General features: G+C 57.0%; 11 protein-coding genes. 1 reads left to right on the forward strand and 10 read right to left on the reverse strand.

All coding sequences use genetic code 11. The features are described from left to right. Positions 1 to 3: 3 nt before the first annotated feature. From hflX to PFEN_RS27905, 7 genes are all read right to left on the reverse strand, one after another. Positions 4 to 1,305, reverse strand: coding sequence for a ribosome rescue GTPase HflX (hflX, locus tag PFEN_RS27875; protein ID WP_191489794.1), 1,302 nt, complete (start codon positions 1,303 to 1,305; stop codon positions 4 to 6). Between the two features lie 12 nt (positions 1,306 to 1,317). Then, complete coding sequence (hfq, locus tag PFEN_RS27880; RefSeq protein WP_123423785.1) at positions 1,318 to 1,578, reverse strand: RNA chaperone Hfq; 261 nt, start codon at positions 1,576 to 1,578, stop codon at positions 1,318 to 1,320. A gap of 93 nt (positions 1,579 to 1,671) precedes the next feature. Then, positions 1,672 to 2,652 carry a tRNA (adenosine(37)-N6)-dimethylallyltransferase MiaA gene (gene miaA, locus PFEN_RS27885; protein ID WP_191489795.1) on the reverse strand — a complete coding sequence of 327 codons (981 nt, stop codon included), beginning with the start codon at positions 2,650 to 2,652 and terminating at the stop codon, positions 1,672 to 1,674. Next, complete coding sequence (gene mutL / locus PFEN_RS27890) at positions 2,652 to 4,562, reverse strand: DNA mismatch repair endonuclease MutL (protein WP_412071484.1); 1,911 nt, start codon at positions 4,560 to 4,562, stop codon at positions 2,652 to 2,654. Before mutL ends, miaA begins: the two co-directional genes overlap by 1 nt. Further along, positions 4,559 to 5,986 (reverse strand): N-acetylmuramoyl-L-alanine amidase, encoded by a 1,428-nt coding sequence (locus tag PFEN_RS27895; RefSeq protein ID WP_224771093.1) that lies wholly within the window; start codon positions 5,984 to 5,986, stop codon positions 4,559 to 4,561. Before PFEN_RS27895 ends, mutL begins: the two co-directional genes overlap by 4 nt. Positions 5,987 to 5,989: 3 nt before the next feature. Further along, on the reverse strand, positions 5,990 to 6,460 hold the full coding sequence (gene tsaE, locus PFEN_RS27900; RefSeq protein ID WP_191489797.1) for a tRNA (adenosine(37)-N6)-threonylcarbamoyltransferase complex ATPase subunit type 1 TsaE: 471 nt from the start codon (positions 6,458 to 6,460) through the stop codon (positions 5,990 to 5,992). Further along, complete coding sequence (locus tag PFEN_RS27905; protein WP_191489798.1) at positions 6,448 to 7,308, reverse strand: NAD(P)H-hydrate dehydratase; 861 nt, start codon at positions 7,306 to 7,308, stop codon at positions 6,448 to 6,450. Before PFEN_RS27905 ends, tsaE begins: the two co-directional genes overlap by 13 nt. 63 nt (positions 7,309 to 7,371) lie before the next feature. On the opposite strand from PFEN_RS27905, the gene queG reads away from it, so the two are divergent. Further along, entirely contained in the window at positions 7,372 to 8,487 is a 1,116-nt protein-coding gene (queG, locus tag PFEN_RS27910; RefSeq protein WP_191489799.1) for a tRNA epoxyqueuosine(34) reductase QueG, read from the forward strand. Between the two features lie 20 nt (positions 8,488 to 8,507). Here queG and PFEN_RS27915 read toward each other — a convergent pair whose 3' ends face one another. Genes PFEN_RS27915 through PFEN_RS27925 form a run of 3 tightly spaced genes read right to left on the reverse strand, consistent with a single transcriptional unit; the run spans position 8,508 to position 17,508 of the window. Beyond that, positions 8,508 to 10,367 (reverse strand): hypothetical protein, encoded by a 1,860-nt coding sequence (locus PFEN_RS27915; RefSeq protein WP_191489800.1) that lies wholly within the window; start codon positions 10,365 to 10,367, stop codon positions 8,508 to 8,510. 13 nt (positions 10,368 to 10,380) lie between these two features. Continuing rightward, positions 10,381 to 13,401 (reverse strand): hypothetical protein, encoded by a 3,021-nt coding sequence (locus PFEN_RS27920; protein ID WP_191489801.1) that lies wholly within the window; start codon positions 13,399 to 13,401, stop codon positions 10,381 to 10,383. 51 nt (positions 13,402 to 13,452) lie between these two features. Next, entirely contained in the window at positions 13,453 to 17,508 is a 4,056-nt protein-coding gene (locus PFEN_RS27925) for a hypothetical protein (protein WP_224771081.1), read from the reverse strand. Positions 17,509 to 17,620: the final 112 nt, after the last annotated feature.

Here is a 17,620-nt window from a genome sequence, read left to right on the forward strand (position 1 = left end):
CTTTTATTGCAAAGTGTGTTGTTCGATGAATTCAGGCGGCTTCATCCCTTCGCGCGTGACCACTCGATTGAGCTCGGCCCTGGGCAAACGAACGGACAGCAAACAGATGCCTTCGTCGTCGTGTTCTTCCTTCTGCACCGCCCCCAACTCGAAGAACTGTGCACGCAGTCGAGCAAAACGCTGCGGCAAGCGCAAGGTGCCGACGAACAAATCGTTGCCCAGCAACTCGGCAATCGCCTGCCCGAGCAACTCCAGGCCCACCCCGTCCCGAGCGCTGAGCCAGACCCGCTGCGGCCTGCCATCTTCATCGCGCTGGATCTGCGGCTCGACACCCTCGAGCAAATCGAGTTTGTTATAGACCTCCAGGATCGGCAAGTCCTGGGCCCCGATCTCGCCGAGCACCACCATGACCTGCTCGATCTGCAGCATCCGGTCCGGCTCCGCGGCATCGATCACATGCAACAGCAGGTCGGAGTTGCTCGACTCTTCGAGGGTAGCCCGGAAAGCCTCGACCAGCTTGTGCGGCAGATGCCGGATGAAGCCTACGGTATCGGCCAGCACGATCGGCCCGAGATCGTCGAGTTCAAGACGGCGCAGGGTCGGGTCGAGGGTGGCGAACAACTGGTCCGCCGCATAGACGTCGGACTCGGTGAGCGCATTGAACAGCGTCGACTTGCCGGCGTTGGTGTAGCCCACCAGCGACACCGTCGGGATATCCGCGCGCTTGCGCCCGCGCCGCGACTGCTCGCGCTGGCTACGGACCTTCTCCAAGCGGCCCTTGATCTGCCGCAGGCGTACCCGCAACAGGCGCCGGTCGGTTTCCAGCTGGGTTTCCCCCGGGCCGCGCAGGCCGATACCGCCTTTTTGCCGCTCAAGGTGAGTCCAGCCGCGGACCAAGCGCGTACTCATGTGTTCAAGCTGGGCCAGTTCGACCTGGAGCTTGCCTTCATGGGTGCGGGCGCGCTGGGCGAAAATATCGAGAATCAGGCCCGTGCGATCCAGCACGCGACACTCGAAGACACGTTCGAGGTTACGTTCCTGGCTGGGCGTGAGGATGTGATTGAAAATCACGATATCGACCTGTTCGGCCTTGACCAGGTCGCGAAGCTCCTCGACCTTGCCAGTGCCAATCAGATACTTGGCGGTTGGCCGATGACGCGGCACGTTGAAGAACGCGACGGTCTCGGCGCCTGCCGATACTGCCAACTCCTGAAACTCCTGCGGATCTTCGCGCGCCTCAGGGTCCTGACCTTCCAAGTGAACGAGAATAGTCCGCTCACCACCACCGTGGCGCTCAAAGAACAAAGGAGACTCCTATCAGGCGTTACCTGGCTCAGCGTCGGCCTGTTCGGTTTCGGTTGCGCTAGGCAGACGAATTGGACGAACCGGCACCACTGTCGAGATGGCGTGCTTGTAGACCATCTGGCTGACGGTGTTCTTCAGCAGGATCACGAACTGATCGAAGGATTCGATCGTGCCCTGCAGTTTGATCCCGTTGACCAGATAGATGGAAACCCCAACCTTCTCTTTACGCAAGGTATTCAAGTAAGGGTCTTGTAGCGAATGCCCTTTTGACATGTGCCGCACTCCTTTAAGGATCAATAATAAAAAATGGGTAAATGGATGGCTTGTACCGCCTTTCCCCCAAGGATAGACGGCAATTGCAAGGACTCAGCCCAATATGGAGATCGTCCCAAGGTATTTCAAGGCGCGTGGCAGATTGTCGCAATCCAGACTGTCAAGCCAGTGCAGATCCGTCCAGCTGCGCAACCAGGTGAACTGGCGCTTCGCCAATTGGCGCGTGGCGATGATGCCGCGCTCGCGCATTTCGGCTGACGTCAGCTTGCCCTCCAGGTACTCCCAGACTTGCCTGTAGCCTACAGCACGTATAGACGGCAACCCGACATGCAGGTCACTTCTCCTACGCAGAGCTACGACCTCGTCTACGAACCCCTGTTCCAGCATTTGGGTGAATCTTTGTGCAATTCGGTCGTGCAGCACCTGGCGATTCGCCGGAGCAATGGCCAGATTAGCAACAGTATAGGGTAATTGCGGCCGTCCCGAAGCGGCTGCGTCAGTACTTTGCGCAGATTGTCGCTGGCGGTGGGCAGTCATGCTCGATCCACTGACCCGATAGACCTCCAGTGCCCGACTCAGGCGCTGGGGGTCATTGGGGTGGATTCGCGCCGCCGATTCCGGGTCGATGACCGCGAGTTGGTCGTGCAGGGCCTGCCAGCCAAGACGCGCCGCCTGCTCTTCGATTTCGGCACGGATCCGCGGATCGGCCGCCGGCATGTCCGCCAGACCGTCCAGCAATGCCTTGTAATAAAGCATGGTACCGCCCACCAGCAGCGGAATCTTGCCGCGCGCGGTGATCTCGGCCATCGCCGCCAGGGCATCGCGGCGGAACTCGGCGGCCGAATAACTCTGCGCCGGATCGAGAATATCGATCAAACGGTGCGGAAACTCCGCCAGCAGCGCTTTCGAGGGCTTGGCCGTGCCAATGTCCATATCCCGGTAAACCAGGGCCGAGTCGACACTGATCAGCTCGCACGGCAGCACCTTGGTCAACTCGATGGCCAGGTCGGTCTTGCCCGCCGCCGTGGGGCCCATCAGGAAGATGGCCGGCGGTAATGTCTTGGCCCCCGTCATCAGCGACCGCGCAAGAACAGTTTGTCCAGATCGTCCAGCCCGAGCTGGGTCCAGGTGGGCCGACCATGGTTGCACTGGCCGCTACGTTCGGTGTTTTCCATATCCCGCAGCAAACCGTTCATTTCCGCCAGGGCCAAGCGTCGATTGGCGCGAATCGCGCCGTGGCAGGCCATGGTCCCGAGCAACTCGTTCAGGTGCGCCTGGATCCGGTCGCTGGTGCCATATTCCATCAGGTCCGCCAGTACATCCTGGACCAGCCGATTGGCCTCGGCCTGCTTGAGCAGGGCCGGAATCTGCCGGATCGCCAGGGTTTCCGGGCCCAGGCGCTGCAATTCGAAGCCCAGGCGCTGGAACCAAGCCACATGCTCTTCGGCGCAATCGGCTTCGCGCTGGCTGACCGCCAGGGATTCAGGCACCAGCAAGGGCTGGCCGCTCAGGCCTTCGCTGGCCATGGCGACCTTCAGCCGCTCGTACATGATCCGCTCATGGGCCGCGTGCATATCCACCAACACCAGACCCTGGGCGTTTTCGCTGAGGATATAGATGCCCTTGAGCTGCGCCAGCGCATAACCCAGCGGTGGCACATCACCCTGGCCGTCGGGCAGGGTCGGCGACGCCGGCGCGTCAGGCAACGGCGCGAAAAACTCGCGATAGACCCCCTGGGCCTCGGCGGCAGGCGGCATCGGGGTGGCTTGCGGACGGTATTGATACTGATAACCGGCGCCCGCCCCCGAACCAGCGCTCAGCGACGAAGGCTGCGCCTGGGGCTGCTCCAGCAGATTGGCCGCCAGGCGCATCTCGCCCTGGGGACCGAACTCGCCGGCCTCGATCCCCGTCGGCCGGACCATACCGGCCACGGCAGCGGGCGCGGCCAGCTGATCTTCCGGGCGCACGTCGCCCAAGGCGCGGTGCAGGGTGCCATAGAGGAAGTCGTGGACCATGCGCCCGTCACGGAAACGCACCTCGTGCTTGGTCGGGTGCACGTTGACGTCGACCACCGCCGGATCGACCTCGAAAAACAGCACGAAGGTCGGGTGCCGGCCGTTGAACAGCACGTCGCGATAGGCCTGGCGCACCGCATGGGCCACCAGCTTGTCGCGCACCGCGCGGCCGTTCACATAGAAATACTGCAAGTCCGCCTGGCTGCGGGAGAAGGTCGGCAGGCCAACCCAGCCCCACAGGTGCAGGCCGTTGCGTTCCACTTCGATGGGCAGCGCCTGTTCGAGGAAACCCGCACCGCACACCGCCGCCACCCGCCGGGCACGGGCCGCATCGTCATGGGCCTCGTGCAGGCTGAGAATGCTCTTGCCGTTATGGCGCAGATGAAAGGCCACATCGAAACGCGCCAGGGCCAGGCGCTTGATCACTTCCTGCAGGTGATCGAATTCGGTCTTCTCGGCCTTGAGGAACTTGCGCCGCGCCGGGGTATTGAAAAACAGGTCGCGTACTTCCACCGAGGTGCCCACCGGATGGGCCGCGGGCTGCACCCGGGCATCCATGTCGCGGCCTTCGGTTTCCACCTGCCAGGCCTGGTCGGCATCGCGGGTACGAGAGGTCAGGGTCAGCCGGGCGACGGAACTGATGGAGGCCAGGGCTTCACCGCGAAAGCCCAGGCTCATTACCCGCTCCAGGTCTTCCAGGTCGCGAATCTTGCTGGTGGCGTGACGGGCCAGCGCCAACGGCAGGTCATCGGCGGAGATGCCACTGCCATCGTCGCGCACCCGCAACAGTTTCACCCCGGCCTGCTCGACATCCACATCGATACGCCTGGCGCCGGAGTCCAGGCTGTTTTCCAGCAGTTCCTTGATCACCGAGGCCGGACGCTCGACCACTTCACCGGCGGCAATCTGGTTCGCCAGGCGTGGGCTGAGCAGTTCGATCCGAGCGCTGCTGTTCAGGGCTTCGCTCATTGTTTGGCCGCCAGTTCAGTGCCGGGAATGGTCAGGGTCTGCCCGACCTTCAGTTCGTCGCTGCTCAGATGATTGACGCTACGCAAGGTCGCCGCCGAGACCTGGTAGCGCACGGCGAGCATGGCCAGGGTCTCGCCCGGCGCCACACGATGGTCACGCGGGCCCTCGGCGATCTTGCCGGAGTCCCGCAGCCAGGCGACATAGGTGCCCGGCGGCGGGTTCTGCTGGAAGAACTGGCGGATACCGGCGCTGATGGAGCGCGCCAGGGCCTGCTGGTGATTCGCGGAGGCCAGCTTGGACGCTTCATTGGAGTTGGAGATAAAACCGGTCTCGACCAGGATTGACGGAATATCCGGCGATTTCAGGACCATGAACCCGGCCTGTTCCACCCGCTGCTTGTGCAGCGGCGTGACCCGACCGATATTGCTCAGGACCTTCTGCCCGACGTTGAGGCTGGAGGTCAGCGAGGCGGTCATGGACAGGTCGAGCAAGACACCGGCGAGCATCTTGTCCTTGTCGTCGAGACTGACGTTGCCGGCACCGCCGATCAGGTCGGAGCGGTTTTCACTGTCCGCCAGCCAGCGGGCGGTCTCGGAGGTAGCGCCGCGATCGGACAGGGCGAACACCGAGGCCCCGAAAGCCGCGGCGGAAGGCGCGGCGTCAGCGTGAATCGAGACGAACAGGTCGGCGCCTTTCTTGCGGGCGATCTCGGTGCGACCGCGCAGAGGGATAAAGTAGTCGCCGGTACGGGTCAGCTCGGCGCGATAGCCTTTCTGGCCGCTGACCTGGCGCTGCAACTCACGGGCGATGGCCAGCACCACGTCCTTCTCGTGCTGGCCACGGGACCCGGAGGCCCCCGGGTCTTCGCCTCCGTGGCCGGCATCGATCACCACAATGATGTCACGCTTGCCCGCCGGGGCCGGCGGCAGCTTGATCGCCGGCTCGGTCGGCGTTACCGGCACCGCCGGCACGGTGGATACGGCGGGCGTCGGCGCTGGCGGCGGCGCGGCATCGGCGGGATTGTCGAACAGGTCGACCACCAGGCGATTGCCATACTGCGCGTTCGGCGCCAGGACGAAGCTTTTCGGGGTGACCGCCTTTTTCAGGTCGACCACCACCCGCAAGTCGGTCGGCGTGCGCTGCGCGGCACGCACGCTGGTGATCGGGGTATTGGCGGTCGGCACGTTCAGCGCTCCGCCCAGGGTCGCACCGTTGATATCGATCACCAGTCGATCCGGCGAGGTCAGGGTGAATACGCTGTGCTGCACCGGGCCGGACAGGTCGAACACCAGTCGCGTGTTGTCCGGGGCCCGCCACAGGCGAACACTCTTGACCTGTGTCGCCGCCAAGGCGTCAACGGCCAGTGCCGCCAGCAACAATCCCACGACAGCAACCAACGCGCGAAGGCGCATACCAAACCCCATCATTTATTTGATTTCCAATGCCAGATCGGCACACCAGGAGTCGCCACGCGCGCCCTGGGACAACAGATACAACGAACGACCGCCATTATGCGGGCTAATGGTAATGGTCAGGTCGGGCTTTGGCAAAAAGCCCTCGCCACGCCGGGGCCACTCCACCAGGCACAGGGCCGCACCGTCGAAATAGTCGCGAATGCCCATGTATTCCAACTCTTCCGGGTCGACCAGACGATACAGATCGAAATGGAAGGCGCGGATATCGCCGATTTCGTAGGGTTCAACCAGCGTAAACGTCGGGCTTTTCACCGCGCCAACATGTCCAAGACCACGAATGATGCCCCGGGACAAGGTGGTCTTGCCGGCGCCAAGATCACCCTCGAGAAAAATCACGCCGATGCCGCCAGTCACCTCGGCGATTTTTCGACCGAACGCGACCATGGCCTCTTCATCGGGCAGTTGAAGGGTTAGTTCAGACACGGTGATTGCTCCTCCAGCAACTGTCGAACGACCGGAATCAGGTCGCTGGCCGCCAACCCACGGCCGATTATCCCCAACTGCTCGCCGGCGCTGGCGTGCAGCCATACCGCCAGGCAAGCGGCTTCATACACCGGCAGGCCCTGGGCTCGCAGGGCGCCAAGCAAACCGGAGAGGACATCGCCGAGACCCGCCGTGGCCATGGCCGGATGGCCGCGCTCGCAGATCGACACACGTCCGTCCGGCGCGGCAATCAGACTGCCCGCGCCCTTGAGCACGCAGACTGCCTGGTATTGCTGGGCGAGCCGGCGAGCGGCGGCGGGACGATCGGCCTGCACATCCGCCGTGGAAATCCCCAGCAAGCGCGCCGCCTCTCCGGGGTGCGGGGTAATCACACTCCCCATCGGCAGGGCGAAGTGGCCAGCGGCCAGCAGGTTCAAGGCGTCGGCATCCCAGACCTGCGGCAAGCCGGCATTGGCCGCCAGCGACAACAGGCTACGGCTCCAGGCAGACCGGCCAAGCCCGGGACCGACCACCAGCACGCTGGCCTGTGCCAGCAGCGTCATCAACTGATTGGCCGACTCGATACCCAGCGTCATGACCTCCGGCAGCCGGGCCAGGGCCGCGGCCACGTGTTCTGGACGCGTCGCCAGGGACACCAGCCCGGCCCCGCCGCGCAAGGTCATCTGGGCACTGAGCAGGATGGCGCCGCCAACCCCCCGGTCACCGCCGATCAGCAGCACATGCCCGAACTGCCCCTTGTGGGCGTCCAGTTGTCGTGCGGGAAGGCTCGGCAGCGTAGCGAGGGTCAATGACTGAATATCGGAAAAAGGCGGTTTGGTCTGCGGCATGCGTCGTCGAGCTCTGATGTCTGGCAGAATTATACGCATCAAAGCCTAGGTTTCTCCTGTCTCATGCCTGTAAATAACGTCGACCTTCCCGCCCTTGCCCAGTCCATCAAGGAATGGGGCCGTGAACTGGGCTTTCAGCAAGTCGGCATCGCGGGCCTGGAGCTGGGCGAGCACGAGCAGCACCTGCAACGCTGGCTGGACGCCGGCTATCACGGCGACATGGACTACATGGGCGCCCACGGCAGCAAACGCTCGCACCCCGATGAGCTGGTGCCCGGTACATTGCGGGTAGTGTCGTTGCGCATGGACTACCTGCCGGGCGACACGCAGATGGCCCAACGCCTGGCCCAGCCGGACAAGGCCTATGTCTCGCGCTACGCTCTGGGCCGTGATTATCACAAGCTGATCCGCAAACGCCTGCAACAGCTCGCCGAGCGTATCCAGCAGGTCATCGGGCCCTTCGGCTATCGCGCCTTCGTCGACAGCGCCCCGGTCCTGGAAAAGGCCATCGCCGAACACGCCGGGATCGGCTGGATCGGCAAAAACACCCTGGTACTCAATCGCAAGGCCGGCAGCTACTTCTTTCTCGGCGAGCTGTTCGTCGATCTGCCACTGCCGGTGGATGCCCCTCACGCCACGGAGCATTGCGGGCGCTGCACGGCGTGCATGGACATCTGCCCGACGGCGGCCTTCGTCGGGCCTTATGTGCTGGACGCGCGACGTTGCATTTCGTACCTGACCATCGAGTTGAAAAGCGCAATTCCGGAAGATCTGCGTCCACTGATCGGCAACCGGGTGTTCGGCTGTGACGATTGCCAGATCGTCTGTCCCTGGAACCGCTTCGCCAGCCCGTCCGGCGAAGGCGACTTCACGCCCCGGCACAACCTGGACAATGCCGCGCTGGCCGAACTGTTCCTGTGGGACGAAGAGACCTTTCTTAAAAACACCGAGGGCTCGCCGCTGCGCCGGGCGGGTTATGAACGTTGGCTACGCAATCTGGCTGTCGGGCTGGGCAACGCACCTTCGACGATCCCAGTACTTGAGGCCCTCAACAGTCGCCGGGACTACCCGTCGGAACTGGTTCAGGAACATGTGCAGTGGGCGCTGCGCCAACATGCCGGCCGCGCGGCCCAGCCAGGGTGCGTCGAACATCCAATCGAGGTGTCCGGAATGAGTTGACCAGCACAGCATGCGCCTACCTAAAACGCTGAGGATTTTTCATATTGTTCTATCAGTCGATTGAGCGAACCGGAAAAACTCAGATGGGCCAATGTCTTCACATTATAATGTGAGTCTGCCTCATTACCCGCCGTCAACACCCCCTCACGCTGCCACAACGCTGTGCGCCAAAGGCTCAAGTCCTTGATCGAGATCGTCAGCGGACCGTCAAGGGTTTCAACTCCCAAGCCGAGTTCTAAAACAACTTCCGTGATCGTTTGATTTTTCTGCGGCGTCGAATGATCTGACTCATGGGAAATTTCATACGTCAACGCAGGGGTCAACGTTGTGGGAAAAGCCCTATCCGGGCGCGCAGCAAACAAACTTAGCGCTTTCCGATCATCACTCAACGACAGCAGCAGGAAACAGGGGAAACCGTTTAAATCTATCAGCCCACGGTCATTGCCCTGATTGTCGTTAAAAACAATTTTTTCCTCATAACTCAACTCGCTGGTGTTTGAATCAACGCTCATTCGCCTGAGTAGCTGAATATTGAACGCCCTGGTTTTCTCGGGCTCGGAGGTCTTGACAGTCAGCGCACCGATTTTTTCTCGGCGGTTGTATAGTTTGTTTTTTTCTTCATTCAACTTTGCCTGAAGATAGCTTAGCGTTTCCTTCATTTGATGCTCGGCTGAAAATTTTGTCGCCCCCAACAACTTCATGAACTGGGGAAGCCTGGTCGTCAGCTTGCCGCTGCTGATAACCGCGGCAATGGTTCCATCTTTATAGTGAGGGGACAGGACAAAAGGCTCAGCCGGATCGAAAGCCTCTATATCCTCTAAAATCGACTTGAAGCTCAGCCAATGTCTACGCTTCGAAAAATCAGCTGTCGACTTACTCCACTCGCCAATTTGCGCCGCCACAGTGGTAATTCTAGACAAACGCGCTTCGCTCAAGGAAACACTCAATAGAGCGCTACCGGAGGCACCTTGGGTTTCCGAGGGGCGTAAAACAATAGAGCACTTATTTTTAAAAGCGTCAAAGCAGAGCCCACGAGCGACATCCATTTCAAAACGGGTATTTTCCAAAAAATCAAAAGTACACGGCCCCCGTGTGCTCCAGCGATTCCTTTGCAATGGGTAATAAGCTGACAATTGCTCCAGCGGTAATTGCCGGTATCCAAAACACTTCAGCGCGTGCTTTTTTTCGCTCAGATAATCCCTGAAATTTTTCTCGCCTTCGGGTCGAGGGTTGCCGACCCAGGCCGCCACCCTCTCCAACCGCAAGGAGTGCTGGCCATTCTTGATCGCCAACGGAATCGTATTGAATTGGAACTCGCTAAAACCAGAGAAAAAATCCTTGAAGTCCTCGCCGAAGTCCGCCAGGAGAAAAGGCGCTTCCCCGCTTTTTGTGGTATTCCACACCTTGACCACCGAGCTGCCATCTTTTGTTTCCAGCTTAATGACACAAGGATCCTCGTGAGAAAAGATCAGTGGCTCGGCCTTGCCCGACACCGTGCGTGTCGCTACCTTCACAGCACTTTTAGCATGTCGGCTCGCCGCTGCAACCTTGCCGTTTTTATCCTCCTCCCAGGTTCTGAGCATGAGATACAGCTGATCATTCAGACAGACCAGGGTAAAACTTCTGCCCTCTCGATAAGAAAACACTCGCTTATCGGCAGCGCCTTGCCGTTGCTCGGCGATATAATGATCGTCTGTTCTCTCTCCCATCCAGATGTTCGGCTTAGCAACCAGACTGGCGGAGTCGACGTCATGCTTCTGCCACACCGCATTGATCCCTGTGAATGCAAAGGTGAAAGCGTAGTCCTTTTCTCCATAAACAGGACTTTCCACCTTATAGCGATCTTCATTCATCTCTAATAGCTCGATTTGCGCAGACATCACCGTCGCTCCTTTATTCCTTTTCAACCACGTCGTAGTGCCGAATCTGGTCTTTCAGATAATCCTTTGAAGACTGCCTCTGGGCGACGCGATCAGCCAACTGAACAAACCCTTGCTGAAGGGCTGGTTCGGCAAAAACCGCTTGAAATTGATAAGTTTCTTCTCGACGAACCCGCTCAGAAAATTTTAACGCCTCAATTAACTGATCGGCGTTGAAGGTTCCCTCCTCCAGCGCCAGACTGACCCGGCTTTGCCTGGCCTTATCCCATGCCACAATCGACTTTAGGCAAATCGTCAGCAGGTGCGCTTCTGTTTCCAGGAAAAAGAACACATCGTCATCTTTTATCTGGGCGCTTCTAAAGCTGACAGTAGGCGCTGAAATAAAATTGATCGCGTCCTTTTTGGTCGACAGAAAAAGCACTTTGGTTCCGCCCAACGCACTGGAAATCTCAATGCTGTTTCTGTACCCATTGGCAATAACATTGTCGCTGCCACCCTGATTGAGATAGAAAAAATTCTCTGGCAAATGACCGACCAACTGGGTTTCATTCTTACCGCCATGAAGGTAAGCCACCTCTCCACGGGCGACCAGAATATCCTGGCCATCATCACTGGGATAAATGGGTATATTGGCTTCGCCCAGAATGGTGTTTCGCAAAACATATTCCGTCTTGCCAGGCCATTGGCGCAGGACGGTTTTCGCTCCCAGCGGCTCACGACTTAAATCAACTTGGCGCCGCCAGTAGATTTTTCCGTCATTCGCTGACACCTCCAATGTATAAAGGCGACCTTTTATCTCAAACTCCAAAAACTCACTGATCGGCTCCTTCAAAAAATTGACCAGCGTCAGCGAGCCTTCCTTGAGCGCCGCATGGCTGTCTTGCAACAATGCGATGACGGCGGAATCCTGAGTCGTCGCCAGCTCTTGTTTAGGGTCGAGCAAGAGTGCCCACTGTAAAATAATGCTTCCCCATAGCTCATGCTCTACTCCAGGGACCTGGATGCTAATATTCTGCAACTCGACGCCCATCAACTTCAGGCGTGATGGCGCCAGCCCTCTCTGAAAATCCTCTTCGGCAGCAAAATCAAACGTAGTATGTGAATCCCACATCAGATAAAGAGTATTGGCTGAGCCGCGGCCTTGGACTTTACTTCGTCCCTGCCCCACATACAGCGTATTAGAGAACAGCGGATCCAACTCATAATCATGGTTACCTTTCAAACAAGGGATATAGGCATAAGGATTGAGCTTTCCGGTGATTGCCAGATAATAGGGCGAATCAAACTCCCCACCTTCAAACTCTCTTTCCGCCCGCCTTGAATAAGGCGAAGGTTTTGCCGAAAGAACATCCTTGTTCATCCAGATACAAAGCACCAGTATATCGACGCCTCGCCACCAAGCCTCCTTGGCTTCCATCCGAGGCTTATCGGACCACTGCGTGCTGAATATTTTTCTTCCGGCATTGGAATAACCATGAATGGAGATGTAGGGCTCCAACGCTTCGGGGAAACCATCCTCAATAAAAACATCTTGCGCCATGCGCTCAAAGGAGAACGGAATCGACGTATAGGCCAATACATGGTCCTCAAGAAACCCCTCCAGCTTCGACGCCGAAATCGCGGGAGTGATGTCCAACCCCTCGTAAGGCAGATCCAGCTCTTTCACAATGTCAGAAAAGGTCAATTTCTGATTGTAATAAAAGTCAATCCCGAAAAAAAATGACTGATTGCCGATCACCTCGGAAAAGGCAGAAGATAGATCGATTCGATAATAGGAGGTTGAATCGCTTTCTTCTAATGGGTCTTTAATATCCAGCTCGAAAAAGTAGGCTTCGCCTTGCGCCTGCAGATTGAATAATTGTGCCGAGGCGACATCCTTGCCAACTTTTCTAAAATGGCAACGACCGATATATTTTTCTTCGTGCAACCGTTGCGAGTTCTCGTCGAACACTTCATAAGAAAAATTGACAACCCCTGCCGATGGCTCCGCCTGCAGATACGCCAAGCCCTTCACCCGCAGGAAAGATTTTTTATCAAGGTAAACGATCGAGGCCAGCGCGGTCATATCGAGTAGAAGCTCATGCTCCTTTTTTCTAACCGTGCTCGAAAGCTCAAGACGATGAACGCCGTTGTAAGTCACCTCACCCAGCGGATCATAAAAAACCCTGAACTGAGGAAAGGCAATATCCAGATATTTGAACAGGTCCTTGCCATCCAGCAAATATTTCAGATACAACGAATCAAGGCGATGGGCTTTATTGACGGCTTTCAGGTCGATTAACTGATGACCGGAAGATTTTACCTTTACCTGCAAAAAGTCTTTTTTTTCATCTTCGAAAGCGTCTATTTGATTGCCGCCACGTGTCGTGACCCGATAGGAGAACTGAAGGGAACTCAAATTGAAGGCTGACGTTGGCACACCCGACAGAAGAACAAAATTTCTTGATTTTCTCTTTTTTATATCTTCAAAGCTTAGCGACCCACTGTTCGGCAGCGTGGACTGCCCGTCGTAGCGAGTGACCTTGATTTCATAATGAACCACGCCATCACGAAGGTGTTTATCAAGGTCCGCCACCCTTTTTTCATTAAAAACCAGTTCTGTTGCGTCATAAGATCGACTGGAAGCGCTGCCGAGGAAAACCGCTTCAGGACTTCCTGGAAGTAATAGCTCAGGCAAATCCATTTCCAGGACATTGTATAAGCGATGGCCATAATAAAGTTCGGGATTCAAGGTGATCGTTTGATTGTGTAGAATGATTTTCAGATCTTTTTCGATATTCTTTCTTAACGCCAACCCCGCGCGCTTGGTTTCGCTTACAAAAAAGTTACCTTCCAAGGACACCTGCAGTTTCGATCGATCACGATCCTCCACTTTAAAAGACTGCTTGCTCACCGGGGTTACCCGGGGATCCAGCCGGGTGCTGATGTCATGATAGCGGAGTGAAGTATCCGTGATCATCAGTTCGATCCTACCCAACCTGGAATCCACCGCCACACCATGGCCGGTAATTTTCACTACTTTCCTGTCACTCATCACTTATATTCCCTTAAAGTGTTTTAACCATGCCCGACGCCAGATTCACACTTAAACGGAAACCGCGAAGCCGCTCACCGACGCATGCAGATTGATCTCGCACCGACTGACCTCCCGCCTCAATAGCAGCAGGGATCGTCCACTCGAGTTTCTCAGGGTAATTCGCGAACCGTCCCCCACCACGGCCATCACCGGGTGCGTCTCTCCACTTTTGAACTCGATATGGGCAGGTAATTGAACGCTTCGAACCACCTGTTCCAGCGCACAAGCCTGCTGACTCCCGGCGCTCACCAGGTCGAGCCTGAAGCTGCTCTTGCCTTTGAACTTGACGACCTCCAAAGAAGAGCGAGACAAGTCCAGCAGCGCAATCGTCTCGCGAGCATCGCCTTGGCCGGACAGATCCAGGCTCACTTGCGGCAGCGTCTGGAATTCGCCCTCGGGGACAATCAACGCTGTCCGGCCGCCAAAATTGGAGTCCAGGTTCTTTGACGCCATCACGCTCTTACTGAACTGCAAGGTATAGCGAATTTCGGAGTGCAGTTTGACCTGGTATTGGTTGCGGGCTTGCTCTTGCGGGGACTCCCCCGCCGCCCACCCGAAGGGATTGACCTCCAGGAGCAGATGGGGCGTGGCACCGAAAAGAAGAATGGTCGGGATCGGACCGAAGTCGAGCACTTCCCGCCGACGGTTCGGCGTGGAGGGCATCGTAACCATAAGCTTGCGCTCTTGCCCCCGGCGGGTCTCCCGACGACGAAGGTACCAGCCCTTGTAAACCTGCTCGGCTTTATCCTTGTGCTTGGCATCCGACCAGGATTTCAAGTCATCCGGACCAAGCCCCAAAGGCGACAATGTGTAACCCCTGGGCTCCTGGCGAAAGCTGGAACCCTGGCTGACCGTACCGATATCCTTGAACGGATTGGTCTGATCACGATCGTCCGCATCGTTGATCATCGGCGTTAGAAAGAGATCGATACCATCCTCATGCAAGCCGGTAGTGAGGGCTCCCTTGGTGTGGTCACGATTGCCGTCAAACAGTTGATCCGCCGCCTGGCGCATCTGCTGCTGGGTCAAAACTCCCGGTAGCGCTGAAGAGCCGAACATATTGCTGAAGAACAGGGCGACCTTCTCATCCCAGCGGTAGTTCTCCAGTTGTGAGAGGCTCACGATCGAATTCAAAATGATATTCACGATGGCCAGAGCCACCCCCACCAGCACCAGCACAATCCCCACCCCAGGCACCCCCATCAGGATGAAACCGGCCAGGCTCACCCCAAAGGACGCCGCGTCAATCACCGTCATGGTGATATAGAGCGCCTGTTCCTCGGCGGTCTTCGCCAACTGGGCACCTTCGACGTTACGATAGAGACTGACGGCGGTGAACAGTACATCCAGGGGCAGCAGCACCTTGTTCATCTTGAAGAACAGTTGGTCCAGCCTGGGCCGCCAGAGGGCTCGGGAAGCACTGGAGGCCAGGCGCAAGGCCAGCACCGGTCCGATATCGCTGGTGAAATCAAAGATCCCCTTGACCACCGCCAGTGAATCGCTGGTGGTGAAGAGCGCGGATTTGACAGAAGAAAAATCCAGCTGGAACGGTTGGGTTCGAAAGTCCGCAAAGACGCCAAAAGCCCCGAGCAGTCGACTGGAACCGACGGCGATACGCGCGGTGGTTTTCAGGACAGCGGGAGACAGTTTCTTCTTCTGGATACTGCTTTTGGCCCGGCCGAGACTTTCCTCAGTCTCTTGCAGATGTTTCAGCGACAGCGAGTCCTTGAGCAGCACCTTTCTTTTTTTCAGGTTGTTTTCCAGCTGATCCATGGCGGAGAGAATCTTTGCTTGCTCAGCGCCTTCGAGCAAGGTTCTCAACTCTCTCGTCGAGACCCCGATCTGCTCACTGCCCAAGAGGCTCTGTCGCAGGGAAACGTCCACCACTATCGTACTCGATTGGGGGGTGGCCACTTGAAAGAAACGGAAGATATCCGGGGTGAACTCGACATAGGGAATATTCTTGAAAAACTCACGGGCGGCAGTATCGATATTGATACCGGTCATCTGCCAATAGTCCTGCTTATCGAGCAAGAACATTTTTGTATAGGCGAGCTGATAGTTGTATTCGCTGGCGGGTACGGGATGACCACAGAGCCTGAAGACGATATCGGTGATATGCCTTATCTTGGCAGGTCCGACCGGGTCATAAGGATCGATCAGGAATTTTATTTTCGCCCGGGTGTAAGTATTATAACCGCCAACAAAATCCCGCCGTTCGGTGGCGGTTTTCAAACTCACCAAAAAATCCAACACCTTCCTGGCAGTTTCGGCCTCGCCGACAGGTAATAACTGTGACGTCCGCACCGAGGTATCGGCGATAGAGGCAATCGCAACCAGGGAGCGGATCTCTCCGACCATCCCGGGGAATTTCTCATTGATGATTCGTGCGCATTCATTGAACGCCCGTCTGCGGGTATTGACCGCTGCTCGCGCAGGCTCCTGGATAAAATCCAGCGTCGCTTCTTCTACATGGGAAACATCTCTATCGCTCGCGGAAACCCGCCGCACCTCTAAAACATGGGTACGCCTCAAATAGTCGACAAAGGATAGATTGTTCAAATCGGGAAGTTGGCCGGACCATTCAAAATGTTCGGCCAGAGCCAATCGAATAGTCGGATAAGTATCGATGAGATGCCTGAAAGCCTTGAGAACAATGCCGGGAAAAACAAGATAGTGTTCTTGCCAGGCGCTCCACAAGCGGCCGAGTGGTAGATCCGCGGTTAGTACAAGAGACGCCCTGGGGCTACAGACAATAAGCACATTGGGGATTTTATTCCGCTCAAAATGTGGCAAGGCCTTCTTTAAAAAAAGCACGGTAATATGAGTGGCCAGAACCTGGGAAATATGACAAGCCTGAAAGTTGACGACCTTTAGGTTTTTGAAGCCTGCGACAGCGTAGGTACCGAGCACATTACTGTATAGCCAATCCGCTACTTTTTCGGCGTGTGCCAGAGCATTCCCTTCTATATCGATACCATGCCCGACAATATTGATAACGCCATCAAAGGTGATGCCCTGCACGGCCAGGGCGCCGTAACTTATCATCAGCTCCTTGTTGTTAATCGTATAATCCGCGCCCAACGCCAGATAATGACGACCGCCGGGCCGGAGTATCCCGTTCAGCACCCGCTGCCGAACAAGCGTAAATTCCCCGTGGATACTCAGAAGCAACCCACTCCACTCCGTGGACCCTTCGGCGGGTAGCGATCGAAGGTTTTGTGCCAAGCTACGCCCTCTCAAGGCATTCAACTGGTGGAGCCCGCTAAAAAGATCGGGCGGCATTGACCCGAGGTTGATCGCCGATAAGAAGTTATAGAAATCCTGGCGACTATGGACACGCCCTTTCCAACGCAGGTAGTACTCGGAAAGCAATTGTATGTTTGGCCGAGAGGCGGCACTTTGCGCAGCAATCACCCGATAAAGTTTGATATCGGCAACATCATCTCCCACCAACAGATTCAAAGGCCGCTCGACAGCACGCTGGCGGCGACGCCTGGTGCCAGACAACAGCGGATTTTCCAGGGTCACCCCGTGGAACATTCGCATCCTGGCCTGGGCCAGGCCTACCTGATAAAGAGCGAGCAGCCCCTTCAGAAAATCCAGCTCTTGTTTGCTCTCCCTGAAATTTTTTCCTCCCAGGCTGACCATGCGGGAAAACTCCTGGGTCAGCGCAAAGTTGATCCGATGCTCATCATTGCCCGCCGCGGCCATCAAGTTCGCTTTGAGTGTCGGATAAGACGCTTTTAATCCTTCATCGATCATCTGCCACAGAGAAAAACAGCGAATATCCTGTACAAAATCAAAAACGAACTCATCTCGAAAACAGGGGTAAATAATCCGCGCCCCAGCAGTCCCCTGGGTATAAATATGACCCAGGAGATAAGTCTTGCCGGCCTGCTCAGCACGAATTTCCTTATCGACCAGGTAAAGCCCCGAAAGAGAAATATCATACTTCTTCAAGGTGCGCCGAAGCTCACTCAAGCAGGCCAGACTGTCCTTACTTAACGTATCGCCCAGGACGTCATATTGGTTAGCGGCAGAATCAAACAGTAATTGATTCATAGGCGCAACCCGCCAGGCAGCATGGCGCACACGGGAACGCCGTTAGAGAAGGGTGACTCAGACATCGTAACATCCTTATTACTACTTATGAGTCACAAGGCTACGCGCAGTC

This window comes from Pseudomonas sp. FEN (assembly GCF_904067045.1).
Lineage (GTDB): Bacteria > Pseudomonadota > Gammaproteobacteria > Pseudomonadales > Pseudomonadaceae > Aquipseudomonas.